The sequence below is a fragment of the Campylobacter cuniculorum DSM 23162 = LMG 24588 genome (genome assembly GCF_002104335.1).
Lineage (GTDB): Bacteria > Campylobacterota > Campylobacteria > Campylobacterales > Campylobacteraceae > Campylobacter_D > Campylobacter_D cuniculorum.
In genome coordinates, this window is sequence record NZ_CP020867.1 from 1,315,168 (window position 1) to 1,335,477 (window position 20,310).

Below are 20,310 nucleotides of genomic sequence, written 5' to 3' on the forward strand. Positions count from 1 at the left end.
TATTCTCCTTAGATTTTTTTTGCACTCCAGCAACGTGTTGTGTATTTTATGTCAAATTCTTTTGGAATTCTTGCTTGAATTTTTTTACTTATTTGCTCAAAAAGCTCTGCACCCTCTTTGGTCTCTAAGTCCCAGTAAGGATTTTTCACGCTTTTCCAAGCAAGGATATAATTTTGCGAAGTTTGATGAAAATAAAAATCTTCTTCTATATAGACAATGTTATCAAAAAGATCTTTTCTTGATTCTATGATAGGTCTTTGGTCCTCTCTTCGAACGCCTCTGTTGTAATTTGGAACAAATTCCACTATAGTTTCTTCAGCAATTTTTTGAATTTCATCATTCAAATCCCTATGATTCCACATACAAGAAAAATACCCGTCTTTTTTAAGCAAACGATGCGTTTCTTCTAAGGCTTCATTTCTATCCATGACATTAAAACTCGAACCAAAACTCACCCAGTCAAAACTCCCGCTTTCAAGCGTGGAATTTAAGCCTGTGGCTCTGACCCATTTTATATCTTGTCCCTTTGTCCTCTCTATGCCAAGCTCTCTCATCGCATCATTTGGTTCAACTGAAGTAACCTTGCAAGCTCTTTCTAAAAGCATTATACTTAAATTTCCTGTTCCAGCTCCAATGTCTGCTACCTTAAGCGGAGTTTCGCGATTCCCCCCCCCCACTAAAGTGATGAGCATATCAATTGTTTTAGGAGCATAATTTGGTCTAAATTCATAAAATTTCGCGTGTTTGGTATAATCCCAAACATTTTCAACTAGTTTTTGCATTTTTCCTCTTTTCATTGTTTATCAACAAGCTTGATGAAAAGAGGAGAGCAAAATCAAGCTTTTTTAGCTGTCCAAGCCCTTATTTTATAAGGTATTTCTATATTTTGCATCGAAGAAATTTTAGACTCAATCATTTCTAAAATTTCTTTCCACCTTTTTTCACCCGCTTGTGCTTGTATGTCATTTACAGAGTGCCAAGCTCCAATGTATCTTTCTTTACTCCAAAGCTCCGTATAATCACACTCCATAAAAAAGCAGTCTTTAAAATCCCCTGTGGAGATTAAAACATCTTCGTATTTTTTAACATTTTGTGTGCCACTACTCACTCGAGTAAGCTCTGGAACAATATGCTTAATCTCCTTTTCAATCTCATCAAAGATTGTCCCCTCTACGATATGACGCGGATTGTAAATGGCTGTGAAATATCCATTTTTGCAATCCCCCCCCCCTAAAATACGGGCAAATTCCGGCAAGGATTGCTTTGGATCAGTCCAATGAAAAGAACTAGCCATTATCACCCAATCAGCTATACCGCTCTCAATGCCTGTCTTTTCTCCGCTTCCTTTTTTCCAAGAGATATTTGGACAATCTCGTGTGTATTTAATGCCTTCTTCTCTCATATTATCATTTGGTTCAACAGCTGTGATATTAAGATTAAAATCTTTGGCTAACATTTTAGTCAGCTTTCCCGTTCCAGCTCCCACTTCAATAACCTTTATTTTATCGTTACTCTTGCCCTCATCATTGATACAACGAATGAGTTTTTCAAGCAACATAGAAGAATACGCAGGACGATTATGATAGTGTTTTGCAACCGCAGTAAAATCACCTTGTTTCATCTGTTTTGTTTCCTTTCTAAACTAAAGATTTAATTATATCAAAAAAAAAAAAAAACAAAATTGAAATTTCATTTTTTACTGAATTTTATAAAAATTTTATCATTGATTTATCAGTGTAATTTTTATAGAAAATATTTTTTTTAAAAAACACTGATAAATCATAAAAAACTAAAAAATTTAACACAGAAAAACACAAACACTTTTAAACACCAAATTTAAAAAATATAAAAATGTTCTCTTTTATAAACATCACTAAAAAATTATAAAAATGGAATTTAATCCTTTTCATAAAAACTAGAATCAAAGGCTAAAAACATTTTGTTTTATGCAAAATCAATGGATTTTATCTGACAATCAGTTTTTATTGTTGTTTTCTTTTTATTTTCTTTACAAGCTCATCTTAAAAAATATTTTTGATGAATATTTTGAAAAAATGATTTTATATCATTCAATAAAAAATTTAGATATTGAAATTTTTAAATTAATCAGCATTTTATAATTTTTAAGTAAAATTTTTAGCTTTTAATTAAAGCTTGAAAAATCCAAATTGATTGACTTAAAAATCATAAAATTTTAAAATCAAAGGTTCATTTTTCAAAATTTAAAAGGAAATCAATGCAAGAGCTTGTTGAAACTATTATCCATTTTGCAGATAAATGGGGTTATATAGGCATTATTTTACTTATGACTTTAGAAAGCTGTTTTATCCCTTTTCCTAGTGAAATAGTGATGATACCTGCTGGATATTTGGCAAGTAAAGATGAATTAAATCTTTGGCTTTGTATTTTGTGTGGAATTTTTGGTTCTGTTCTTGGAGCTTTGATTAATTATTATATTTGTTATTTTTGGGGCAAAGATTTTGTTTTAAAATGGGGAAAGTATTTTGGAATCGATGAAAAAAAATTTTCTAAATTTGAAAGCTTTTTTAACAAACACGGAGAATTTTCAACCTTCATTTCTCGTCTTATACCCGGAATTCGTCAATACATCTCCTTGCCTGCCGGACTTGTTAAGATGAAAATTTTAAATTTCATCTTTTTTACGGCTGCTGGGAGCGGAATTTGGGTGAGCATACTTGTATGTTTAGGATATTTTATAGGAGAAAATGAAGAACTCATTAAGGATTATTTGCATCAAATTCTTATTTTTATCCTTATTTTTGTTGTATTTGCAAGTTTGGTTTATATTAAAATGAGAAAGATTTTAGATAAAGATTAATGTGAGTTAAAAAGAATAAAATTCAATCCACTCACATCTCAAAGTTTAAAATTAACTAAGGATTTATAGGAAAACTCTATCAAATGTTTAAGTGATATGTGAAATTGAATTTTTTAGTATTCATATAAATTTATGATTTGTATTAAATAAAAAATCTTTGATAAATTCATCTTTGAAAAAACACTTGATTAAGGTTTTAATCTGTGATAAAAAAGAGATAATTTATTTATTATTACATATCTTTAAATATTCTTTTTATTAAGAAATGAATCATTGTATAAAAATATTGTTTTTATCAATAATATCTTTGATAAATAAAGCAAAGGATTAAAAAGAATTTGATAATTTAAATTCTTAAAATCATTTAAAGAATTTATTTAACATCTCATTCATATTCTATTGATACATCAAAATTGATTTATATGAAAGAAAAATCAATTAAATCATTTTAACTCTATCTTATTCTAAGACTTTAAAAATTTATTTTTAAATCAAGGTTTAAATTTCAATCTTATTTTATAAGCTTTAAAAATAAGATTGATTGATTAAATTAAAATTTAGATAAAAGAATTATCCAAATTTTTAGAAATTCTTTTGATTTTTTTGTTTCTTTGATTTTTATATTGTTGTTTTAAAATTTATGTTTTTTTAAATTTTAGGATTTAAAAGTCATTCATTTTCTTTTGGTATTTCATAAATTTCTGAAATTCTTTTAAGACAATTTTCATTGTAGGTTTTAAAATCAAATTCTTTAAATTGAAGGGAATTTTGAAAAATTTTACACAATCCTTCATACAAACCTTCTTCACCGATTGGAACAACAAGTCCAAACTCATCGTGCCGCCCCAAAAAATCCTTTGCACAAGCGAAGCTTGTGCAAAGGATAGGTTTTTTTAAAATCATCGACTCAGCCAGCACGAGGGCCTGCCCCTCGTGCTGGCTGGAGAGGACAAAAAAATCGCTTTTTAAAAGATAAGGAAAAGGATTGGAAATAAAACCAAGCAAAAACACACTTTTGTTTAAAGAAAATTTCTTAATGAGTTCTTGTAAATTTGATTTTAAAGGTCCATCACCAAGGATTAAAAGAATTGTTTTAGGAAATTTTGCATGAAATTTTGCAAAAGCCTTAATCAAACTTGTTTGGTCCTTTTCTACACTCAATCTTGCAAGATTGATAAAAACCTTATAATCTTTCTTAAAATATTTATCCAAAATTTCTTTAGGAAGTGGTTTGTGAGCTTTTTCTAAAACCTCATCAACATTGACAAAATTAACAGCTGTTTGAAATTTCTCTTTAGGGATATCATAAGTCTGTGCTAGATTTTTAAGATTATCTTCATTAGTTTGTTCTGAAACACTAAGAATAACATCAAATCTTTTATAAAGATAAAAAATTCCCCTAAGATAGGGGAATCTTTTATAAAACTCACCTTGCATATCGTTATGAGCGTAAATGATTTTTTTAAAATCTCCTTTAGCATAAGCAAAAAGAGTTGTCCAATACCTTTGATAGCCATCATACTGAATGATTGCATTGAATTTTGCGTCTCCATAAAGTCTTCTGAATTCTCTTTGATAAGCTTTGGCAAAAATTTTCTCCTGTTCTTCATTATTTCTTTCCATACCAAAAACATCTTCTCTCATCAACCATTGTTCTTCTGGTTCAAGATTAAATATCTCTGCTTTAGGTAAAACAAAAAGCTTATCCTTAAGGTCATTAAAGGCTTCAAGTCTTTCTTCAAATCCACTGATATTTCCCGGGTCTATGGCAATATTGATGCTGATTTTTTTTGGATCCAAATGATGGACAAGATTTTTAAAAGCAGAGAGTATTCCGTTGCGTAAAAAAGGTCCTGCAAAAAATAAAAGCTTCGTTTTTTGTGCTTCATTTTTAAAAAGATTCTTTTCATCATAAATATCAAAAAAGAAAAAATCCACAATACGTTTTGTAGAATGCCCATCTTCAAGAGGAAAAAATCTCTCTTTGAGATGATTATAACGATTTTTTTGATTTAAAAATTCTTCATCTTGTAAAAGAGTCTTGAGTTCTTCTGTGTTTTTACAATAATTAAAACCTATATCTTTTAAATCAAAATAAATCCCGCGTTCTTTTTTATATTTTTCATAATCATAACAATAATAAATAATAGGCTTATCTAAAGGCATAAAATCAAAAGCAATAGAACTATAATCCGTGATGAGTATATCCACTACACTTAAAAGCTCATTAGTATCAATATCTCTATCGTTTGCGTCGCCGACTTTTAAACCATATTCTTCAATCATCTTAAGAGTTTCGTGATGCCCTTTAAAGAGAACTTTAAAGGGCATTACGGAAAGCTCTTTTAAGAGTTTCGTGATGAATTTTATATCAAAGTCTGGATTACCAAAATCTCCTCGATATGTCGGAGCATATAAAACAACTTTTTGATTTTCTTTTATATCAAAACGAGTTTTAAGAAAATCGAATTTTTGAAAATTCAAATCGTTTCTTGCATATCCACTTATTAAAGATTTTCCACTATAAATATCTGCTATATCATAATCTTTAAGTAAAACATTTTGAGTGAATTCATTAGGATTTATAATGTGAGTGCTCTGAAGAAAATTTCTTTGGGTATTTTTATGTTCCATAAAACTCGTTTTGATATATTTACCAAGACATTTAATAGGGGTTCCATGCCAAGTGTTTAGATAGAGTTGCCCCTCCTTGCGTATAAAATAATCTGGAAAAGTTGTATTGTTGATAAGATATTTTGCACTTGCAAGATAACGCAAATAAAGATGACTTCCTTTTCGAACTAAAATTAAATTTTTGAGTTTTCTTAATTCTTTTTTAATATAATCACTGCTTTCTAACACCCAAATATGCGTAAAATCTTTAAATCTTTCATCTTCAAGTAAGAATTTAAAAATTGCATAGGGATTACAAGACATTAATCTGCCGTGAAAACTTTCATAAAGTATGGTTTTATCTTGCAATTTTAAATTTTCATAAAAATAGGTGTAAAGGGCTTTTTGGTTAAAACTTCGATTCTTGATAATCATCATACCCCCCCCCCAAGGTTTAGATTCGACTCTTTGCATATTTAAAAAAGATTCGATAGCTTTTTGAGTCTGTCCGATTTGATTCAAACACAAACCTAATCTATAATACCAAAGACCTTTAAAATCACTATTTCGTTTTATAGCCTCTTCATAGGAATAAACAGCTTCTTGATATTTCTTTTGTCTTTCATAAACCAAACCTAAATCAAAATGAGTTTGTGCAAGTTGATAATTAAAATCTAAAGATTTTTTATAATAAATTTCAGCATTTTGCCATTCATAGAGCTTATCAAAAGTCTTCGCTATCCTATAAAATAGACCTTCATTTTCACCTGAAGTTTTCATTTTATCTAAATATGCTTCGTTTGCAAGCTTCCAACGCTCTTTTTCCTCATGAAAGACTCCGATGCCATATTTTAAAGCTTGTTTTTTCTTATCCTCTTGAGGTTCAAAATAAATGGCTTTTTCATAAGCAAGTTGTGCTTGAGCCTTTGCATTTAATTTTTCGTAACAATAACCTTTGTCATAATAAAGCTCACTTATTATTTCATTTTCCTTACATAATTTAATGGCTTCTTCGTAAGCCTTAATGGCTTTTTCATAACGATTCATCATTTTCAAGGCAGTAGCAAGCTCAAAATATGAAGTAAAATCTCCACCCTTTTTATCAATTAAGGCTTGAATGTCTATAATTTCTTTCCACCAAAGCTTTTGAGGTAAAAAAATAGAAATTGTAAAACTTTTAGAAGATTCTAATTGATTTTTCCATTGTTCATTATTTGGATTAAATTTTAAAGCTTTTTCAAAAGATTCATTTGCATTGTAATAATCTTTAAGTTTATAATAACACATTCCTATTTTAAAATGGTTTTTTGCATGTGTGGGTAAAAATTTCTCTGCTATTTTATAGTATTTTTTAGCTTTTTCATAATCTTTATCTTTATGATAAATCTTCATAGCATAAGCATAAAAAATATAAAATATTAAAGTTTTCATCCGATTTGCTCCTGTTTAAGATTTAAATATTCTTTAACAAAACCTTCTTCTCCATAAGTCTTTAAGGCATTAAGAATTTGCTTTTCATTTTTTATCGCAAAAGTCTTAAAAAGTAATTCATAAAGAAAAATAATCATTCTATTTTCATCTAAAATTTCAATGTTTGGAGTGTCTAAAAAACTATTAAATTGCGTAGAATTTTTAGGAATTTTCCAGTCGAGCCCGTAATTTTCTTTTAAATATAAATCATAATTTTTTGGTCCTAAATATTTACGCCCTAAAAAATCATATGAAATAAGCTCAAAAGGAGTATTTCTCCAACGCATAAAATCTCCATTATGATAAACAAAGCCATTTTCTTCGTAATGCAAAAATACATCAATATAAACACCATTGATATGATATATTTGCACTCCACCTTCATAGGTATAACTCTTTAAGATAAAATTTTTACTTTCAATGAAAATTTCTCTAAGTTTTTTAAGGTCTGTATAATAAACCCCAACATCAATATCATAATCATGTGAAAGTATATTTTTTTCTCTGATGCAACCTAAAAAGGTTCCACTGATTAAAAACATTTGAATATGGTTTTCTTCTAAAAGCTCCCTAAGTTCGCTTAAAGCTTCTTTTGCATCTTCTAAACGCATAGCTTCCTTTGAAATAAAATGAGCCTTCGCACCCTTTTTCATGAAGATAAATAAAGCTTCTTTTGCAAATTTTTTTGCTAAGGTAAAATCTTTAATATTGATAGCAGCTTTTGCAAAAGCCTTTAAAATTTCATCGTGTTTTTGTTTGAATTTGGGATAATTGTCAATATTTTGTTTATAAAGATTTAATAATCTTTTCAAATCTTGATTATCTTGGACTAATTTTGCAAACATCATCCAAGTTTTAATCCTTGAAGAATTTTGGAGTAAATTTTCAAGGAGGTTAAAAGCTTCATTTTTTTGTTCGCATAAACTAAGAATATCGCACTTAAAATAGATTGCATCAGCGTGATTTGGACTGGACTTTAAAAAAATATTAATATAGCTTAGGCTTTGAGTTAAATTGTTATAGATATAAGCTAATTGTGCTAAATAAAAATATGCTATATTTTGCTTTAGAAATTTTAATACATTTAAGATTGTAAGAGCTTTTTTATGATTTGAAAGTTTTCCTAAATAAATATTTACAATCAAACAAACCATACGAGTTAAAAAAAAAGAATTCTTTGTTTCTCTATAAGTTTTTTTCACAAGAGACTTAAAAGTCATTTTTAATCCTCTGCAAAAGCTCACTTGTGGAAATATCACGAGTCCTTGGAAGATAAACAACTTCACAAAGCTCTTTAAATTCATCAAATTTTCCAGTCCAATCATCACCCATTACTAAAATATCTGCTTCATAACGTAACAAATAAGTTTTTTTTAAATCTAAAGATTCTTCTAAAAATATACTATTGACAAATTTTAAAGAAGCTACAATATGTGCTCTTTCGTATTCATTCATAATAGGAAAACGATTTTTTTTTAAAAAATTAAGCTTATCTGAAGATATACCTACAAAGAGTTCATCTCCTAGTTTTGCAGCTCTTTCTAAAAGCTTTAAGTGACCAAAATGAAACAAATCAAAAGTTCCAAAAGTTAAGACTCTTTTACGATTTAATTGCAACAACACTCATATCCTAATTTGAGAAAATCAAGGTTTGAAAATAATGTTTCCAAACTTCATTTACAAAAAATATTATTATATCAAAAAATATAAAAAAATATCAAAAAAAAAAAAAACAATTTTTGTAAAAAAACAATTTTTATATAGTTTTTGTGCCGTTAAAAATATTTTTGTTTATTATAAAAATTTTATATATCAATAATTTTTTTCATTTTTTGATATTTCAATTGATAAATTGAAAAACTGACTTATTTTTAAATAAGATAAATAAATCTAAAGTAAATAAGAAAATTGCAAAATTTATCTTTAATGAAAAGACACTAATCGCTCTAAAAGTTCTTTCGCTCCTATAAATCCCGTAAATCTTATCATTTCTTTATCTTTATCTAAAAAGATTAATACAGGAGGAGCGAAGACTTGAAATTTTTTCATTATTTCTCTTTGATTTTCGTCATTTTGAGTTAAATCCACTTTAATGAGTTTGTAATTTTTAAGTTCAGCAATCACTTTTTCATCTTTAAAGGTGATTTCATCCAAAAATTTGCAATTTTCACACCAAGAGGCGGTAAAATCTAGCATTATTTTTTGATTGCTTTGCTTAATTTCTTGTTCAAGTTCATTTAAATTTGAAAGAGTTATGAAAGTTAAGCCCGATTTTTCTTGTATTTGAGAAGAAAAATTTAAAGGATTTAAAAATTCTTTTGCTCCAAAAAGTCCTCCTAAAAATAAACAAAGAGAATAGGATAAAAGCAAAATCAAAAGAGCCTTTTTCATCTTTTCTAAAACACTCAAAGCCCTTTCAAAAATTCCCATAAATACGCTAAAAAATACCCCAAGTATCCCATAGACACAAAGAATAATTCTTGCTTCTAAGATACGCGAAAGTATCCAAATTGCCATTGCTAACATGATAAATCCAAAAAGAAATTTAATCTTTTGCATCCAAATTCCCGGTTTTAAAAAACCTATCCCAAAACCTACAAACAATAAAGGAATTCCCATTCCAAAGCTCATGATAAAAAGTGCCGTTGCTCCAAGTAAAATATCTTTTGAATCTGCTATATAAAGCAAGGCTCCAGCCAAAGGAGCAGCAATGCAAGGTCCTATGATTAAAGCAGAGAGAAAGCCCATCATAGCTATGCTTAAAATTCCTTTGCCTTGATTGCTTTTTTGAGAGATGAAATTTTGAAATTTCAAAGGAAGTTGAAAATTAATCACTTCAAACATTGCTAAAGCAAAGACAATGAAAATTAAAGCAAAAAGTACTAAAATCCAAGTTTTTTGTAAATATCCTTGCAAACTCGTGCCCAAATAACTCGCAATCACTCCAGCAATTGCATAGGCTAAGGACATAAAAAAAACATAAATGAAAGAAAGAAAAAGATTGTATTTTTTGGAATTTTTATTTTGATTTTTTGCAAGAATGAGAGAGGATAAAATCGGAATCATCGGCAAAGAGCAAGGTGTAAGAGAAAGCAATAAACCATAACCAAAAAAACTTAATAAAATCACTATTAAATTTTCTTTAGCTAAAAAATTTGCGATGATATTTTCTTGAGAATTTTGAGTTTTTATAACATCATTTTTTTTTACCATTTGAAGAGTATAAATTCCTGCTTTCTTTTCGAGTTTAAAATTAACTTTTTGAGGCTGATAACAAAAGCCTTCATTCGAACAACCTTGATAATCAAATTCTAAAAAATTTTTATCTTTAGAATATTGCTCTATAAGAGAATGAGGTAAGATGAGCTTTAATTCATTATAATGCACTCTTTCATTTTGCTTTAAAACAGGCTCTTGATGATTGATTAAAGGGCTTAAATCTTGATTGTTGAGTAAAATTTTAATCTTATCATCATAAAGATAAATTTCATCTGCAATCTTAAGCTCTAAAAAAATGGCTTTATCATCACTATAAGTGTTTAATTTAAAGGCTTCATCTAAACTTAAAACCTTTGCAAAATTTAAAGTTATAAAAAAAAATAATAAACAAATAAACCGCATTTAAAATAAACCTTAAAAATTTACATTTTTTTAAAAAAATTTATTTTTAATTATAGTTTGTTATGGTAAATTTTCAATTTCAATTTCATTTATAAAGGATTTAAAATGCAAGAAGAAAACTCAAATAAAGAAGTTGTTGAGCAAGACAATTCCCAAAAAGAAGTTATTCGTGAAGAATTAAAAGAATTAGGTCAAAAAATAAGATCTTTAAATGAAAATTCTCATGAAGAAAATGAAAAAGAGAAAAAGGAAAAAAAGAAAAAAGACGACAAATATGTTAATGTGAGAATGAAAAAAAGCACATTAAAATATGAAAAAGACTTAAGAGATCTTCAAATCGAGCTTTTAAAACTCCAAAATCATATCAAAGATACAGGTAAGCGAATTTTGATTGTCATTGAAGGACGCGATGCTTCGGGTAAGGGTGGTTCGATTAAAAGGCTTACAGAGCATTTAAATCCTAGAGGCTGTCGTGTTGTAGCCCTTGAAAAACCAAGTGATGTTGAAAAAACACAATGGTATTTTCAACGTTACGTAGCACATTTGCCTTCAGCCGGTGAGATTGTAATCTTTGATAGGTCGTGGTATAATAGAGCAGGAGTTGAGCCTGTTATGGGTTTTTGCACTCCAAAACAGCACAGAGCCTTTTTAAAAGAAGTGCCATTTTTTGAAAGCACTCTCGTTGAAAGTGGAATCATATTTTTTAAATTTTATTTTTCTGTTTCTAAAAAAGAGCAACAAAAAAGATTTGAAAGAAGAACTGTCGATCCTTTAAAACAGCACAAACTTTCGCCTGTGGATCAAGAATCTCAAAAATTATGGGATAAATATACGATTGCAAAATATTCTATGCTTTTAGCTTCAAATACAGCAGATGCTCCTTGGGTCATCATCAAATCAGACAATAAAAAGAAAGCAAGGCTTAATTTAATGCGTCATATTCTTTCAAAATTTGACTATCCTAACAAAAAAGAAGGAGAATTCAGCAAAATTGATACAGAAATATTAAAAAGCGGAGAACAAGAGATTTTAAATATGGAAGATAGAATTGAGAAAAAAATGGATATCATTGAAGAGGAACAACACCTTATGAAAAAAATCGATAAAATCAAAAAACATGACAAAGATAAAGAAAAAGATAAAGATTAAAAATATCTTAATCTAAGGAAAAATCATGCAGGAACTTGTTGGAATTTTGGCAAAAAAGTATTATCCTAAAATCGTTGAATTAAGACATCAAATTCATATGCATCCCGAACTTGAATTTGAAGAGGAAAATACGGCTCATCTTGTATGTAAAATTTTAGATGAGTATAAAATTTCTTATGAAAGAAATATCGCAAAAACCGGAATTCTAGCAAGTATCAAAGGTAAAGATGGGGGCAAATGTGTGCTTTTAAGAGCAGATATGGATGCCTTAGCTGTGCAGGAAAAAACAGGATTGAGCTATGCTTCAAAAATTGAAGGCAAAATGCATGCTTGCGGACACGATGGACATACAGCAGCTCTTGTAGGTGCTGGACTCATCCTTAATGAACTTAAAGATAAATTTAAAGGCACGATTAAATTAATGTTTCAACCCGCAGAAGAGGGAAGTGGCGGAGCAAAACCTATGATAGAATCAGGAATTTTGGAAAATCCAAAAGTTGATGCGGTTTTCGGATGCCATCTTTGGGGTCCTTTGCTTGAAAATACAGCTCAAATTGTTAGTGGAGAAATGATGGCTGGCGTTGATGTGTTTGATTTGGAATTCATCGGTAAAGGCGGACACGGAGCACATCCGCATACAACAATTGATCCTATTGTCATGGCTGCAAAATTCATCAGTGATATACAATGTGTGGTCTCAAGACGCTTAAAACCTGTGGATGCAGGAGTGATTACCATAGGAAAAATAAGTGCTGGAACAACTTTTAATGTGATTGCTGATAGTGCTTTTTTAAAGGGGACAGCACGTTTTTTAAGCGAAGAAAATCAAAAAATTTTGCAAAATAGTATAGAAAATATCGCAAAAGCAGTTGCTTTTGAATTTGGCGGGGATTTTAAACTTGATTATAAAAGAGAGTATCCTCCGCTAATCAATGATGAATCGGCTGCGAAAATTGCAAGAAAGGCTTTTGCTAAAATTTTGGGCGAGGAAAATATTATCCATACTGCAAAGCCCGATATGGGAGCTGAAGATTTTTCTTTTTTAACAAGAGAAAGAAAAGGAGCCTATGTCTTTTTAGGCATTTCAAAGGATCTTAAAAACCCGACCCTACATCATAGCTCTACTTTTTGCTGGGATGATAAAAATTTAAACGTTTTAATGCAAGGTGATGCAATGATGGCTTTAGAATTTTTGCAAAATTAACGTTGCTTGTCCTGCTGTGTTTTTTGTCTGCTAAGTTTTATATTTTCATTTTAAAATTTCTTATAAACTAAGCTTTAAAACAATAAGTTTAAAAAACGAATATTTTAATAAAAATTTATTTTTTTGTTGGATTTAAAGAAAGAATTTTTGAAAAAGATATTTAATCTTAAACAAATTAATCTTGTTTTTACTCTAAATTTTAAGCCATTGTTAAAAAAGAATGCAAATAAAAAATATTTTACAATAATTTAGAAAAATGATAATAAAATACCAAAAGATATTAAAAGATATTAAATGTTTATAAAAGCTTTTAAATCACAAAGGAAACAAAATGAGCAAAAAGAAAATTTATGAATTTGATATTGTTTTAGAATTCACGCATAAACTTGGATTGCCTAATAAGACTGATGGCTCTTTGTTTATTTATAAAAGCACAAGCAAAGGACAATCCACAAAACCCGATGGTTACTACTTCTATGAGGGAATCACTTTCATTTTAGATGCCAAGAGTCCCCATGCAAAATTTAGCGGTCAAATCTTTGATTATATGAAACTTGAGAGCAATGAAAATTTCATAGGCTTTGAATACAATCAAAAAGAATTGCACTGCTATGTCAATGGAAAGTTGCAAGAAGATGAGTTGATTTTGCACGATAAGGAATATTATAGAGCAAAATATTTTCCAAAGAAAATTAATAACGAAACAATTGTAAATAAGAGTGCTAAAAAATTAGCGAATCTGTTTAGAAATGCACGTGTGGATAAACAAATGAATGTCCCTTTTATCGGTGCTGTTATTTTGTGTATGAAATTTAATGTGGATCTTGATTTAAGCTCCACACAGACCATTTTAAATTCCATTAAAATCGGCATTAATACGATTTTAGATGATAATAAAATCAATATTGTCAAAAAACAAAAGAAAGAATTTATCTTAAGAATGCTTGGTGATTCTACGCTTAAGAGAGCAAAAGATGAGGATTGTTATAAAATTATACAAGAAATCTCTACAATTTATAATTTTATCAATATTTCTGCTGATGATTATAAGGGACATGACATTATGAATAATTTTTTAAAAGTTTTTAGGAGGTGGAATTCTGCAAATTCTAACGAAAAGGGTGAGGTTTTCACGCCTGATCATATCGCAAATTTAATGTATCAATTAGCCCATTGCTCTAAAAACAATACGATACTAGATCCCACTTGTGGAAGTGGCACTTTCCTCACAAATGCTATGGCTCACATGTTTAATGAGATAGGAGAATTTGAGGATTTGCACGAGGCACAAAAGAACATCAAAGAGGGACATTTGATAGGGATAGAATCTAATGAATTTAATGTAACCTTAGCGGGAATCAATATGATGTTGCATGGCGATGGCTCTTCGTGTCTGTATTATGATAATTGCTTCAGTATCCTACCAAAATTTAAAAATATGTATGATCGAGTGCTTATGAATCCTCCCTTTTCTCAAAGCGATGCGGAATTAAAGTTTGTCTATGAAACGCTCAAATACATGAAAGAAGGGGGTTATCTTGCAAGCATTTTGCCTAAATCTTGTGTGAAAGGAAGCATTGCCACAAACATAGAATATCTAGAGAAAATCTTTGCAATTGCACATTTAGAGGCGGTTGTCTCTCTGCCAAGAGATTTGTTTTATCCTGTGGGAGCAGATACTTGTATTATTATATTACATAAAGATAAAGACAAAAAGGGTGGTGATACATTGCTCATAAATGGACTTGATGATGGCTTTTGCGTGACAAATGAGAGCAGAATTGATGTCAATAATCGCTGGGAAGAGATTCACAAATCCCTGCTTGATACCTTTTTGAATCATCATTTTGATGAATTTAGAGCGATTAAAAAATCAAATCTATCCCCCTATAATGAATTGCTGTTTGAAGCCTACAGCTCTCACAGACCTGTGGATATTTCCCAAGAGGTCTTTGCAAGATACATTAGGGAAAATATTGCCGCTAAGATTCTTTGTAACATGCCCCTTTGTGCAAAACAGCTTTGTACAAAAAATATCAGCCCCAACACATACAAAAGATTTTTAATCAGCGATTTGATAGAAAAAATAGAAAAGGGCAAGGAAAAGTCAATTGACAGAAAGCTAGAAAACAAATACGATCTAAGTGGAATCCCCTTAATAGTGGCAAAAAAGGACAACAATGGAATCGGGGGAATGAAAGCACATCCAAAGCACACTTATAGCGATAAAATCTGTATCATTAGTGGTGGTGATGGGGGCGGGGGCAAGACTTATTATTGCGATTTTGAATTTTGTGCGACAGGTTTTGTAATGATTTGTGATTTCAAAGAGGAATTAAAATCAAAATTAGACAAATATGCAAAATATTATATCGCAATCATTATATCTGAAAGACTCTATAAAACCATAGGACATGGCAGAACCATTTCAGAAGTGCCTTGCGAGATAGACATAAAATTGCCGATAGATTCAACGGGGGAAATGGACTTTGCCTTTATGTCAAATTCCATCAAAGGGCTTAAATTCGCGGAATTTTTATAAAATTTAAAACTTCACATAAAATTCACTTTCATCTGTAAAAATTACAAAATTCTAAAAATTTAAGGAGAAAAAATGAAAAAAATTTCAATATTTTTAGCCCTAACTCTTATAAGTTTATCGGCTAATGAATTTAACCCTGCTATGCAAGAATACATTAATTCTTTAAAAGATGAAGCAAAGACGATAGACAAAAGCTTTGTAGATTTTGACGCTAAAAGAGGAGAAAAAATTTTTAGCACAAAAAGTAATGGCAAAAATGGTGAGCTTATTTCCTGTCAAAGCTGTCATAATGAAAATTTGACTCAATCTGGCTTTAATATTTTTAGCGATAAAACCATAGAAGCCCTCGCTCCAAGCGTCAATCCTAAAAGACTTAGTGATGTTAAAGAAGTGAAAAAATGGCTCAAACGCAATTTTAAAGATGTGTATCTACGCGAAGGAAATGCTTTAGAAAAAGGCGATGTTTTATATTATATCATCAGTCAATAAGGAAAATCTATGAAGAAAATTGTTTTATTTTTAAGCTGTATTTTAGCTCTAAATCTTAGTGCAAGAGATTTTAGGGGAAATAGAAAAGACTTTGAGCCTGCAAACAATGAACTTTACAAAAAAGAATGCACAAGTTGTCATTTTAGCTACTCTCCTGCAATGCTGCCTGCTAATTCTTGGAATTATATGATGGATAATTTATCGAATCATTATGGCACAGATGCGAGTTTAGATGAAGAAAGTGTTAAAAGCCTTAAAGAATACTTACAAGCTCATTCAAGTGAGAATTCTAATTCTAAAAGAAGTCGTAAAATCACTGCTTCTTTAGAACCTAATGTGCTTTATACTTCAATCACTCAAATTCCTTATCTTCAAAAAAAACATAGGAAAATTGAAAAGAATTTGATTATACAAAAAGAAGTAAAAAGCTTAGCAAGATGTGCAGCCTGTCATAAAGATGCGGATAAAGGAATTTTTGATGATAAAACCGTAAATATCCCAAATTATGGACCTTGGAACAATAAAAAATGACAAAAAGTTATATCTACACTTTGGTTAATCGTTTAGGGCATCTTTATTTGATTGCCCTTTTTACATTAGCTTATATTTTTGCAAATTTTTATTTTCTGTTTTCTTGGCATAATTTTTTAGGAGTGCTTTTTTTAATCGGAATTTGTTTTCGTATCTTTTGGGGCTTTTTTGGCACGAAATATTCTCGTTTTAAAGACTTTGAATATAGAGGAATTTTAGCCTATTTTCTTTTTTATTTTAAAGAAAGGAAAAATTTTGTTTCCCACAACCCTGCTTCTTCTTTTGCAATCATCTTAATGCTTTTCTTAGGCATTTTGGTCAGTTTGAGTGGAATTTTAGCTTATGGAAGCGAACAAGGGGGCGGAATTTTTGCAAATTTATATTTTCATTATAGTTTATTTGATTTTAAAACTTTGCACAAATTTAGTGTAAATTGCCTTTTAGCTGTTATTTTGGTGCATATTTTAGGAGCTTTACTCGATAAATTTTATCATAAAAATGACACTTTAAATTCTATAATTAGTGGATATAAAATCACAAAATACAAGCAAGAAGTGCATTTGAATGCTTTGCAAAAATGCATTTGTGTGATTTATTTGTTTTTGCTTTCATTGTTAATTTGGTATTTATTTTATCCAAAAAATATTTTACTTGGTTTTAAATTTGAACCCAGTGCTTTTTACGAAAAAAATGCTTTTGAACTTTATAAAAAAGAATGCGGAAGCTGTCATTTTGAGTATCCACCCTTTTTACTTAATCTTAGCTCTTGGGAAGAGCTTATGAAAAATTTAGAAAATCATTACGGCACAGACGCGAGTTTAGATGAAGAAGATTTTGAACAAATTTTAACTTTTTTAAAACAAAATAATGCAGAAAATTTTGATACAAAATTTAAAAAAAGCCTTAAAGAAACCCTTAATGAAATTTCAAATTCAAAACAAAAAAATTCTAATACAATCTCTATCACGCAATGCGATTTTTACAAAAAAGCACATCAAAATTTGGATCCTCAACTTTTTCAAAAGAAATCCATTAAAAAGGAAAATTGTATATCCTGTCATAAAGACGCAGCAAGTGGAATTTTCCAAAGAGAAAACCTATCAATCAAGCCATAATTAATCTTTTAAAATTTATTATAAAAATTTAAGAATATTGATTTTCATAGAAAAATCCATAAAAACTTTGCAAAACATTCTTTTAAATTGATGGCACAAAAAATTTTAAGAATCAAATTTTTGTTAATACTTAAGCATTATAATGAATTCATTTTAAATATAAAATAACTTAAGGAATAATAAATTATGAAAGAAATTGCAAAATACATCACTCCCGAGAGCTTTTATAAAAGAAGAAGAGAATTTGTCAAACTTGGAGCTGGAACCTTGCTTAGTTTATCTTTGATTCAATCAAAACTTATGGCACTTGATTTTAAAAATGATGAAAATTTAGACAAACTTAAAATTAGCGATGAAAAACTTGCAACGAGCTACGTGAATTTTTATGAATTTTCAACAGACAAAAGAAAGGCTGTTGAATATGCTCAAAAATTTAATACTCAAGGCTGGAAAGTGGAGCTTAGCGGAGAGATTGAAAAGCCTTTGATTTTGAGTATGGAGGATTTATTGAGTTTTCCTTTGGAGGAAAGAATTTATCGTTTGCGTTGCGTTGAAGCTTGGTCTATGGTAGTGCCTTGGATAGGTTTTGAATTAAGACATTTGATAGAAAAAGCACGACCGACAAATGAAGCAAAATTTATTAAATTCACAACGCTTTTTGATAAAACACAATTTAATGACCAAAATTCATTTTTTCCAACTTTGGATTATCCTTATGTTGAATCCCTTAGAATGGACGAAGCTTTGCACCCTCTGACCTTGATGGCAGTTGGAATGTATAAAAAACCTTTGCTTGGACAAAATGGAGCTCCTATACGTTTAGTTGTGCCTTGGAAATATGGTTTTAAAAGCATAAAATCTCTAGTAAAAATTGAATTTGTTAAGGAGCGTCCTAAGACCACTTGGGAGCTTTATGCACCTCATGAATATGGATTTTATGCTAATGTTAATCCTGAAGTTTCTCATCCTAGATGGTCACAGGCACATGAAAGAATTTTAGGCAGTTTTTCAACTCAAAAAACCTTACTTTTCAATGGTTATGAAAAGGAGGTTGCTTCACTCTATGCAGGTATGGATTTGAAGAAAAATTTTTAATGTCCTTAAATACTAAATTTTTTGCTCAATTTGCCTTTTTTACTTTTATATTAAGCCTTATTTATAGTGCTTTTCGTGTGATAGATAATGTCCTTTATGGATTTGATTTAATCAAAGAGCTTTATTTTTATAGTGGAATTTTTGGGCTTTTGTATTTAATTTTGAGTTTATTTTTTGCTCTTTTTAAATTCAAATACACAAAACAATATCCTAAATTTCTAGGAATTTTTTGTGGAATTTGGATTTTTATCCATTTTTTTGTCTATTTTGCCTTTTCAAAAAATTTAAATGGATTAAGAATGTTTGAAGACATCACTCAAAGACCCTTTGAGGCGAGTGGTTTTATAGCTTTTGTTTTGATTTTTTTAATGTTTTTAAGCTCTTTTGATTTTTTTAAAAAACTTTCTAAAATAAGAAAATTAGGGTATTTGTGTTTATTATTTGCAAGTTATCATTATTTTTTATCCTCAAAAATACCTATGTTTTGGCAATACCTAGCTTTAAGTGTAGCGGTGATTTTATTTGTTTGTCGATACATTAAAAGTTTTTATCAAAAAAAGTTTTGATTTTGTTTCATTCATTTAAGATTAATTTCTTAGTAAAATGCAAATTATATTTTAAAAACAAAATTTTTTATCAATTTAAGAATAAATTCTTTAGAATGAGATTGAAATTTTAAAAAATTTATGCTTATTATTTTTAGTTTTATCATTACAAATTTTATTTTCTTTACTGCAAAAATATCAGCATATCTGAATCAAAAATTCTTTTTAATTATGTTTAACTTTTAGTTTTAATTTGGTGGAGACGAGGGGAATTGAACCCCTGTCCAAAAATAATCAAAAAAAGACCTCTACATACTTAGAAAAGATGAAAATTTCACTAAGCTTAGCTCATCTTTCAAAGCTTTTAAGCTCAGCTAAGACTGAATTTGACTTAAAATGCGTCAAGTTTTAAGCTACACTATCAAAGATGACCAAATCCTAAATGAGATAGTATGCTTTAGAATTTGGGCTCAACTGAACTTACGCAACTCTAGCGTAAGCAGGAGCGAAATTTTTGTTATTTGCGTTTAATTTTAAAAAGACTTTTTACGCTTTGTCCAAAGCGGTATGCCATCTTTATTTTTTTATTCCTGTCGAAGCCAAGTCGTCCCCTTATTTAGAAATAACATTTGGAACATTAACAATTAAAGGATTAAAAAGAGCTAAAACAGAATCATCATTTTCATATGAGCGACAATATTTTTCAAATTGATCACTCATCAAAAGCATCCAATCTGTAAATTCCTCGCTTGCAGGTCCTTCAAAACGACTAGCCTCATTCATTATCTCTTCGCAAAACACACAAAAATCTGTTACTTCATTCAGCTTCAAACGTCTTGCAGCCCAAGCCGTATTATGTGCTAAGGCTTCAAGCTCTTTAATAGCTTCTTTATATTTTTGTTTATCGCTACCAAGTTTGATGATTAAAGGCTCAAATTTATCGCACATTGTCCTAAAAAATTGCAAAAATTTTTCTATATCATCAAGGTCATATTCAAGTTCTAAACTCTTTAAAATCCCCATTGAACACTACTTTAAAAAATTTTATTTAAATTGTAGCAAAAATTAGCTAAAATCTTATTTTAATTTCAATAACA

General features: G+C 29.4%; 16 protein-coding genes and 1 other RNA gene. 9 read left to right on the forward strand and 8 right to left on the reverse strand.

Annotated elements, in window-relative coordinates; translation table 11 throughout:
- Positions 1–8: 8 nt before the first annotated feature.
- Positions 9–782: a class I SAM-dependent methyltransferase gene (locus CCUN_RS06545; RefSeq protein ID WP_085296666.1), complete on the reverse strand. Its 774-nt coding sequence runs from the start codon at positions 780–782 to the stop codon at positions 9–11.
- A gap of 53 nt (positions 783–835) precedes the next feature.
- A complete protein-coding gene (locus tag CCUN_RS06550; protein WP_027306017.1) occupies positions 836–1,621 on the reverse strand; it encodes a class I SAM-dependent methyltransferase in 786 nt (261 codons plus the stop codon).
- A 615-nt stretch (positions 1,622–2,236) separates the two neighbouring features.
- Between CCUN_RS06550 and CCUN_RS06555 the strand changes: the two genes are divergently transcribed.
- On the forward strand, positions 2,237–2,839 hold the full coding sequence (locus CCUN_RS06555; RefSeq protein ID WP_027306018.1) for a DedA family protein: 603 nt from the start codon (positions 2,237–2,239) through the stop codon (positions 2,837–2,839).
- A 669-nt stretch (positions 2,840–3,508) separates the two neighbouring features.
- Here CCUN_RS06555 and CCUN_RS06560 read toward each other — a convergent pair.
- The 4 genes from CCUN_RS06560 to dsbD all read right to left on the reverse strand — a co-directional run bounded on the left by CCUN_RS06560 (position 3,509) and on the right by dsbD (position 10,543).
- Entirely contained in the window at positions 3,509–6,883 is a 3,375-nt protein-coding gene (locus CCUN_RS06560; RefSeq protein ID WP_085296667.1) for a CDP-glycerol glycerophosphotransferase family protein, read from the reverse strand.
- Complete coding sequence (locus CCUN_RS06565) at positions 6,880–8,142, reverse strand: tetratricopeptide repeat protein (RefSeq protein ID WP_051521757.1); 1,263 nt, start codon at positions 8,140–8,142, stop codon at positions 6,880–6,882. The genes CCUN_RS06560 and CCUN_RS06565 overlap by 4 nt, the downstream gene beginning before the upstream one ends.
- A complete protein-coding gene (locus tag CCUN_RS06570; RefSeq protein WP_232087683.1) occupies positions 8,132–8,545 on the reverse strand; it encodes an FAD synthase family protein in 414 nt (137 codons plus the stop codon). The genes CCUN_RS06565 and CCUN_RS06570 overlap by 11 nt, the downstream gene beginning before the upstream one ends.
- A 300-nt stretch (positions 8,546–8,845) precedes the next feature.
- Positions 8,846–10,543: a protein-disulfide reductase DsbD gene (gene dsbD / locus CCUN_RS06575; RefSeq protein ID WP_027306507.1), complete on the reverse strand. Its 1,698-nt coding sequence runs from the start codon at positions 10,541–10,543 to the stop codon at positions 8,846–8,848.
- A gap of 288 nt (positions 10,544–10,831) precedes the next feature.
- Here dsbD and ppk2 point away from each other — a divergent pair, with 288 nt between their 5' ends.
- The 8 genes from ppk2 (at position 10,832) to CCUN_RS06615 (ending at position 19,234) form a co-directional block, all read left to right on the forward strand.
- On the forward strand, positions 10,832–11,692 hold the full coding sequence (gene ppk2 / locus CCUN_RS06580; RefSeq protein ID WP_232087711.1) for a polyphosphate kinase 2: 861 nt from the start codon (positions 10,832–10,834) through the stop codon (positions 11,690–11,692).
- Positions 11,693–11,717: 25 nt separating this feature from the next.
- Positions 11,718–12,896 (forward strand): M20 metallopeptidase family protein, encoded by a 1,179-nt coding sequence (locus tag CCUN_RS06585; protein ID WP_027306508.1) that lies wholly within the window; start codon positions 11,718–11,720, stop codon positions 12,894–12,896.
- 331 nt (positions 12,897–13,227) lie between these two features.
- Positions 13,228–15,438 (forward strand): HsdM family class I SAM-dependent methyltransferase, encoded by a 2,211-nt coding sequence (locus CCUN_RS06590; RefSeq protein ID WP_035176011.1) that lies wholly within the window; start codon positions 13,228–13,230, stop codon positions 15,436–15,438.
- Positions 15,439–15,510: 72 nt separating this feature from the next.
- Positions 15,511–15,927 (forward strand): DUF1924 domain-containing protein, encoded by a 417-nt coding sequence (locus CCUN_RS06595; protein ID WP_027306509.1) that lies wholly within the window; start codon positions 15,511–15,513, stop codon positions 15,925–15,927.
- A 9-nt stretch (positions 15,928–15,936) separates the two neighbouring features.
- Positions 15,937–16,458 (forward strand): diheme cytochrome c, encoded by a 522-nt coding sequence (locus CCUN_RS06600; RefSeq protein ID WP_027306510.1) that lies wholly within the window; start codon positions 15,937–15,939, stop codon positions 16,456–16,458.
- Positions 16,455–17,573 carry a cytochrome b/b6 domain-containing protein gene (locus CCUN_RS06605; RefSeq protein WP_027306511.1) on the forward strand — a complete coding sequence of 373 codons (1,119 nt, stop codon included), beginning with the start codon at positions 16,455–16,457 and terminating at the stop codon, positions 17,571–17,573. Before CCUN_RS06600 ends, CCUN_RS06605 begins: the two co-directional genes overlap by 4 nt.
- A 186-nt stretch (positions 17,574–17,759) precedes the next feature.
- Entirely contained in the window at positions 17,760–18,668 is a 909-nt protein-coding gene (msrP, locus tag CCUN_RS06610; RefSeq protein ID WP_027306512.1) for a protein-methionine-sulfoxide reductase catalytic subunit MsrP, read from the forward strand.
- A complete protein-coding gene (locus CCUN_RS06615) occupies positions 18,668–19,234 on the forward strand; it encodes a ferric reductase-like transmembrane domain-containing protein (protein WP_027306513.1) in 567 nt (188 codons plus the stop codon). The genes msrP and CCUN_RS06615 overlap by 1 nt, the downstream gene beginning before the upstream one ends.
- Before the next feature lie 233 nt (positions 19,235–19,467).
- Here the strand turns inward: CCUN_RS06615 and ssrA are convergent.
- Together ssrA and CCUN_RS06625 are read right to left on the reverse strand one after the other, a co-directional pair.
- Positions 19,468–19,825, reverse strand: a transfer-messenger RNA (tmRNA) gene (ssrA, locus tag CCUN_RS06620).
- Positions 19,826–20,236 (reverse strand): hypothetical protein, encoded by a 411-nt coding sequence (locus CCUN_RS06625; RefSeq protein WP_027306514.1) that lies wholly within the window; start codon positions 20,234–20,236, stop codon positions 19,826–19,828.
- Between the last annotated feature and the right edge of the window lie 74 nt (positions 20,237–20,310).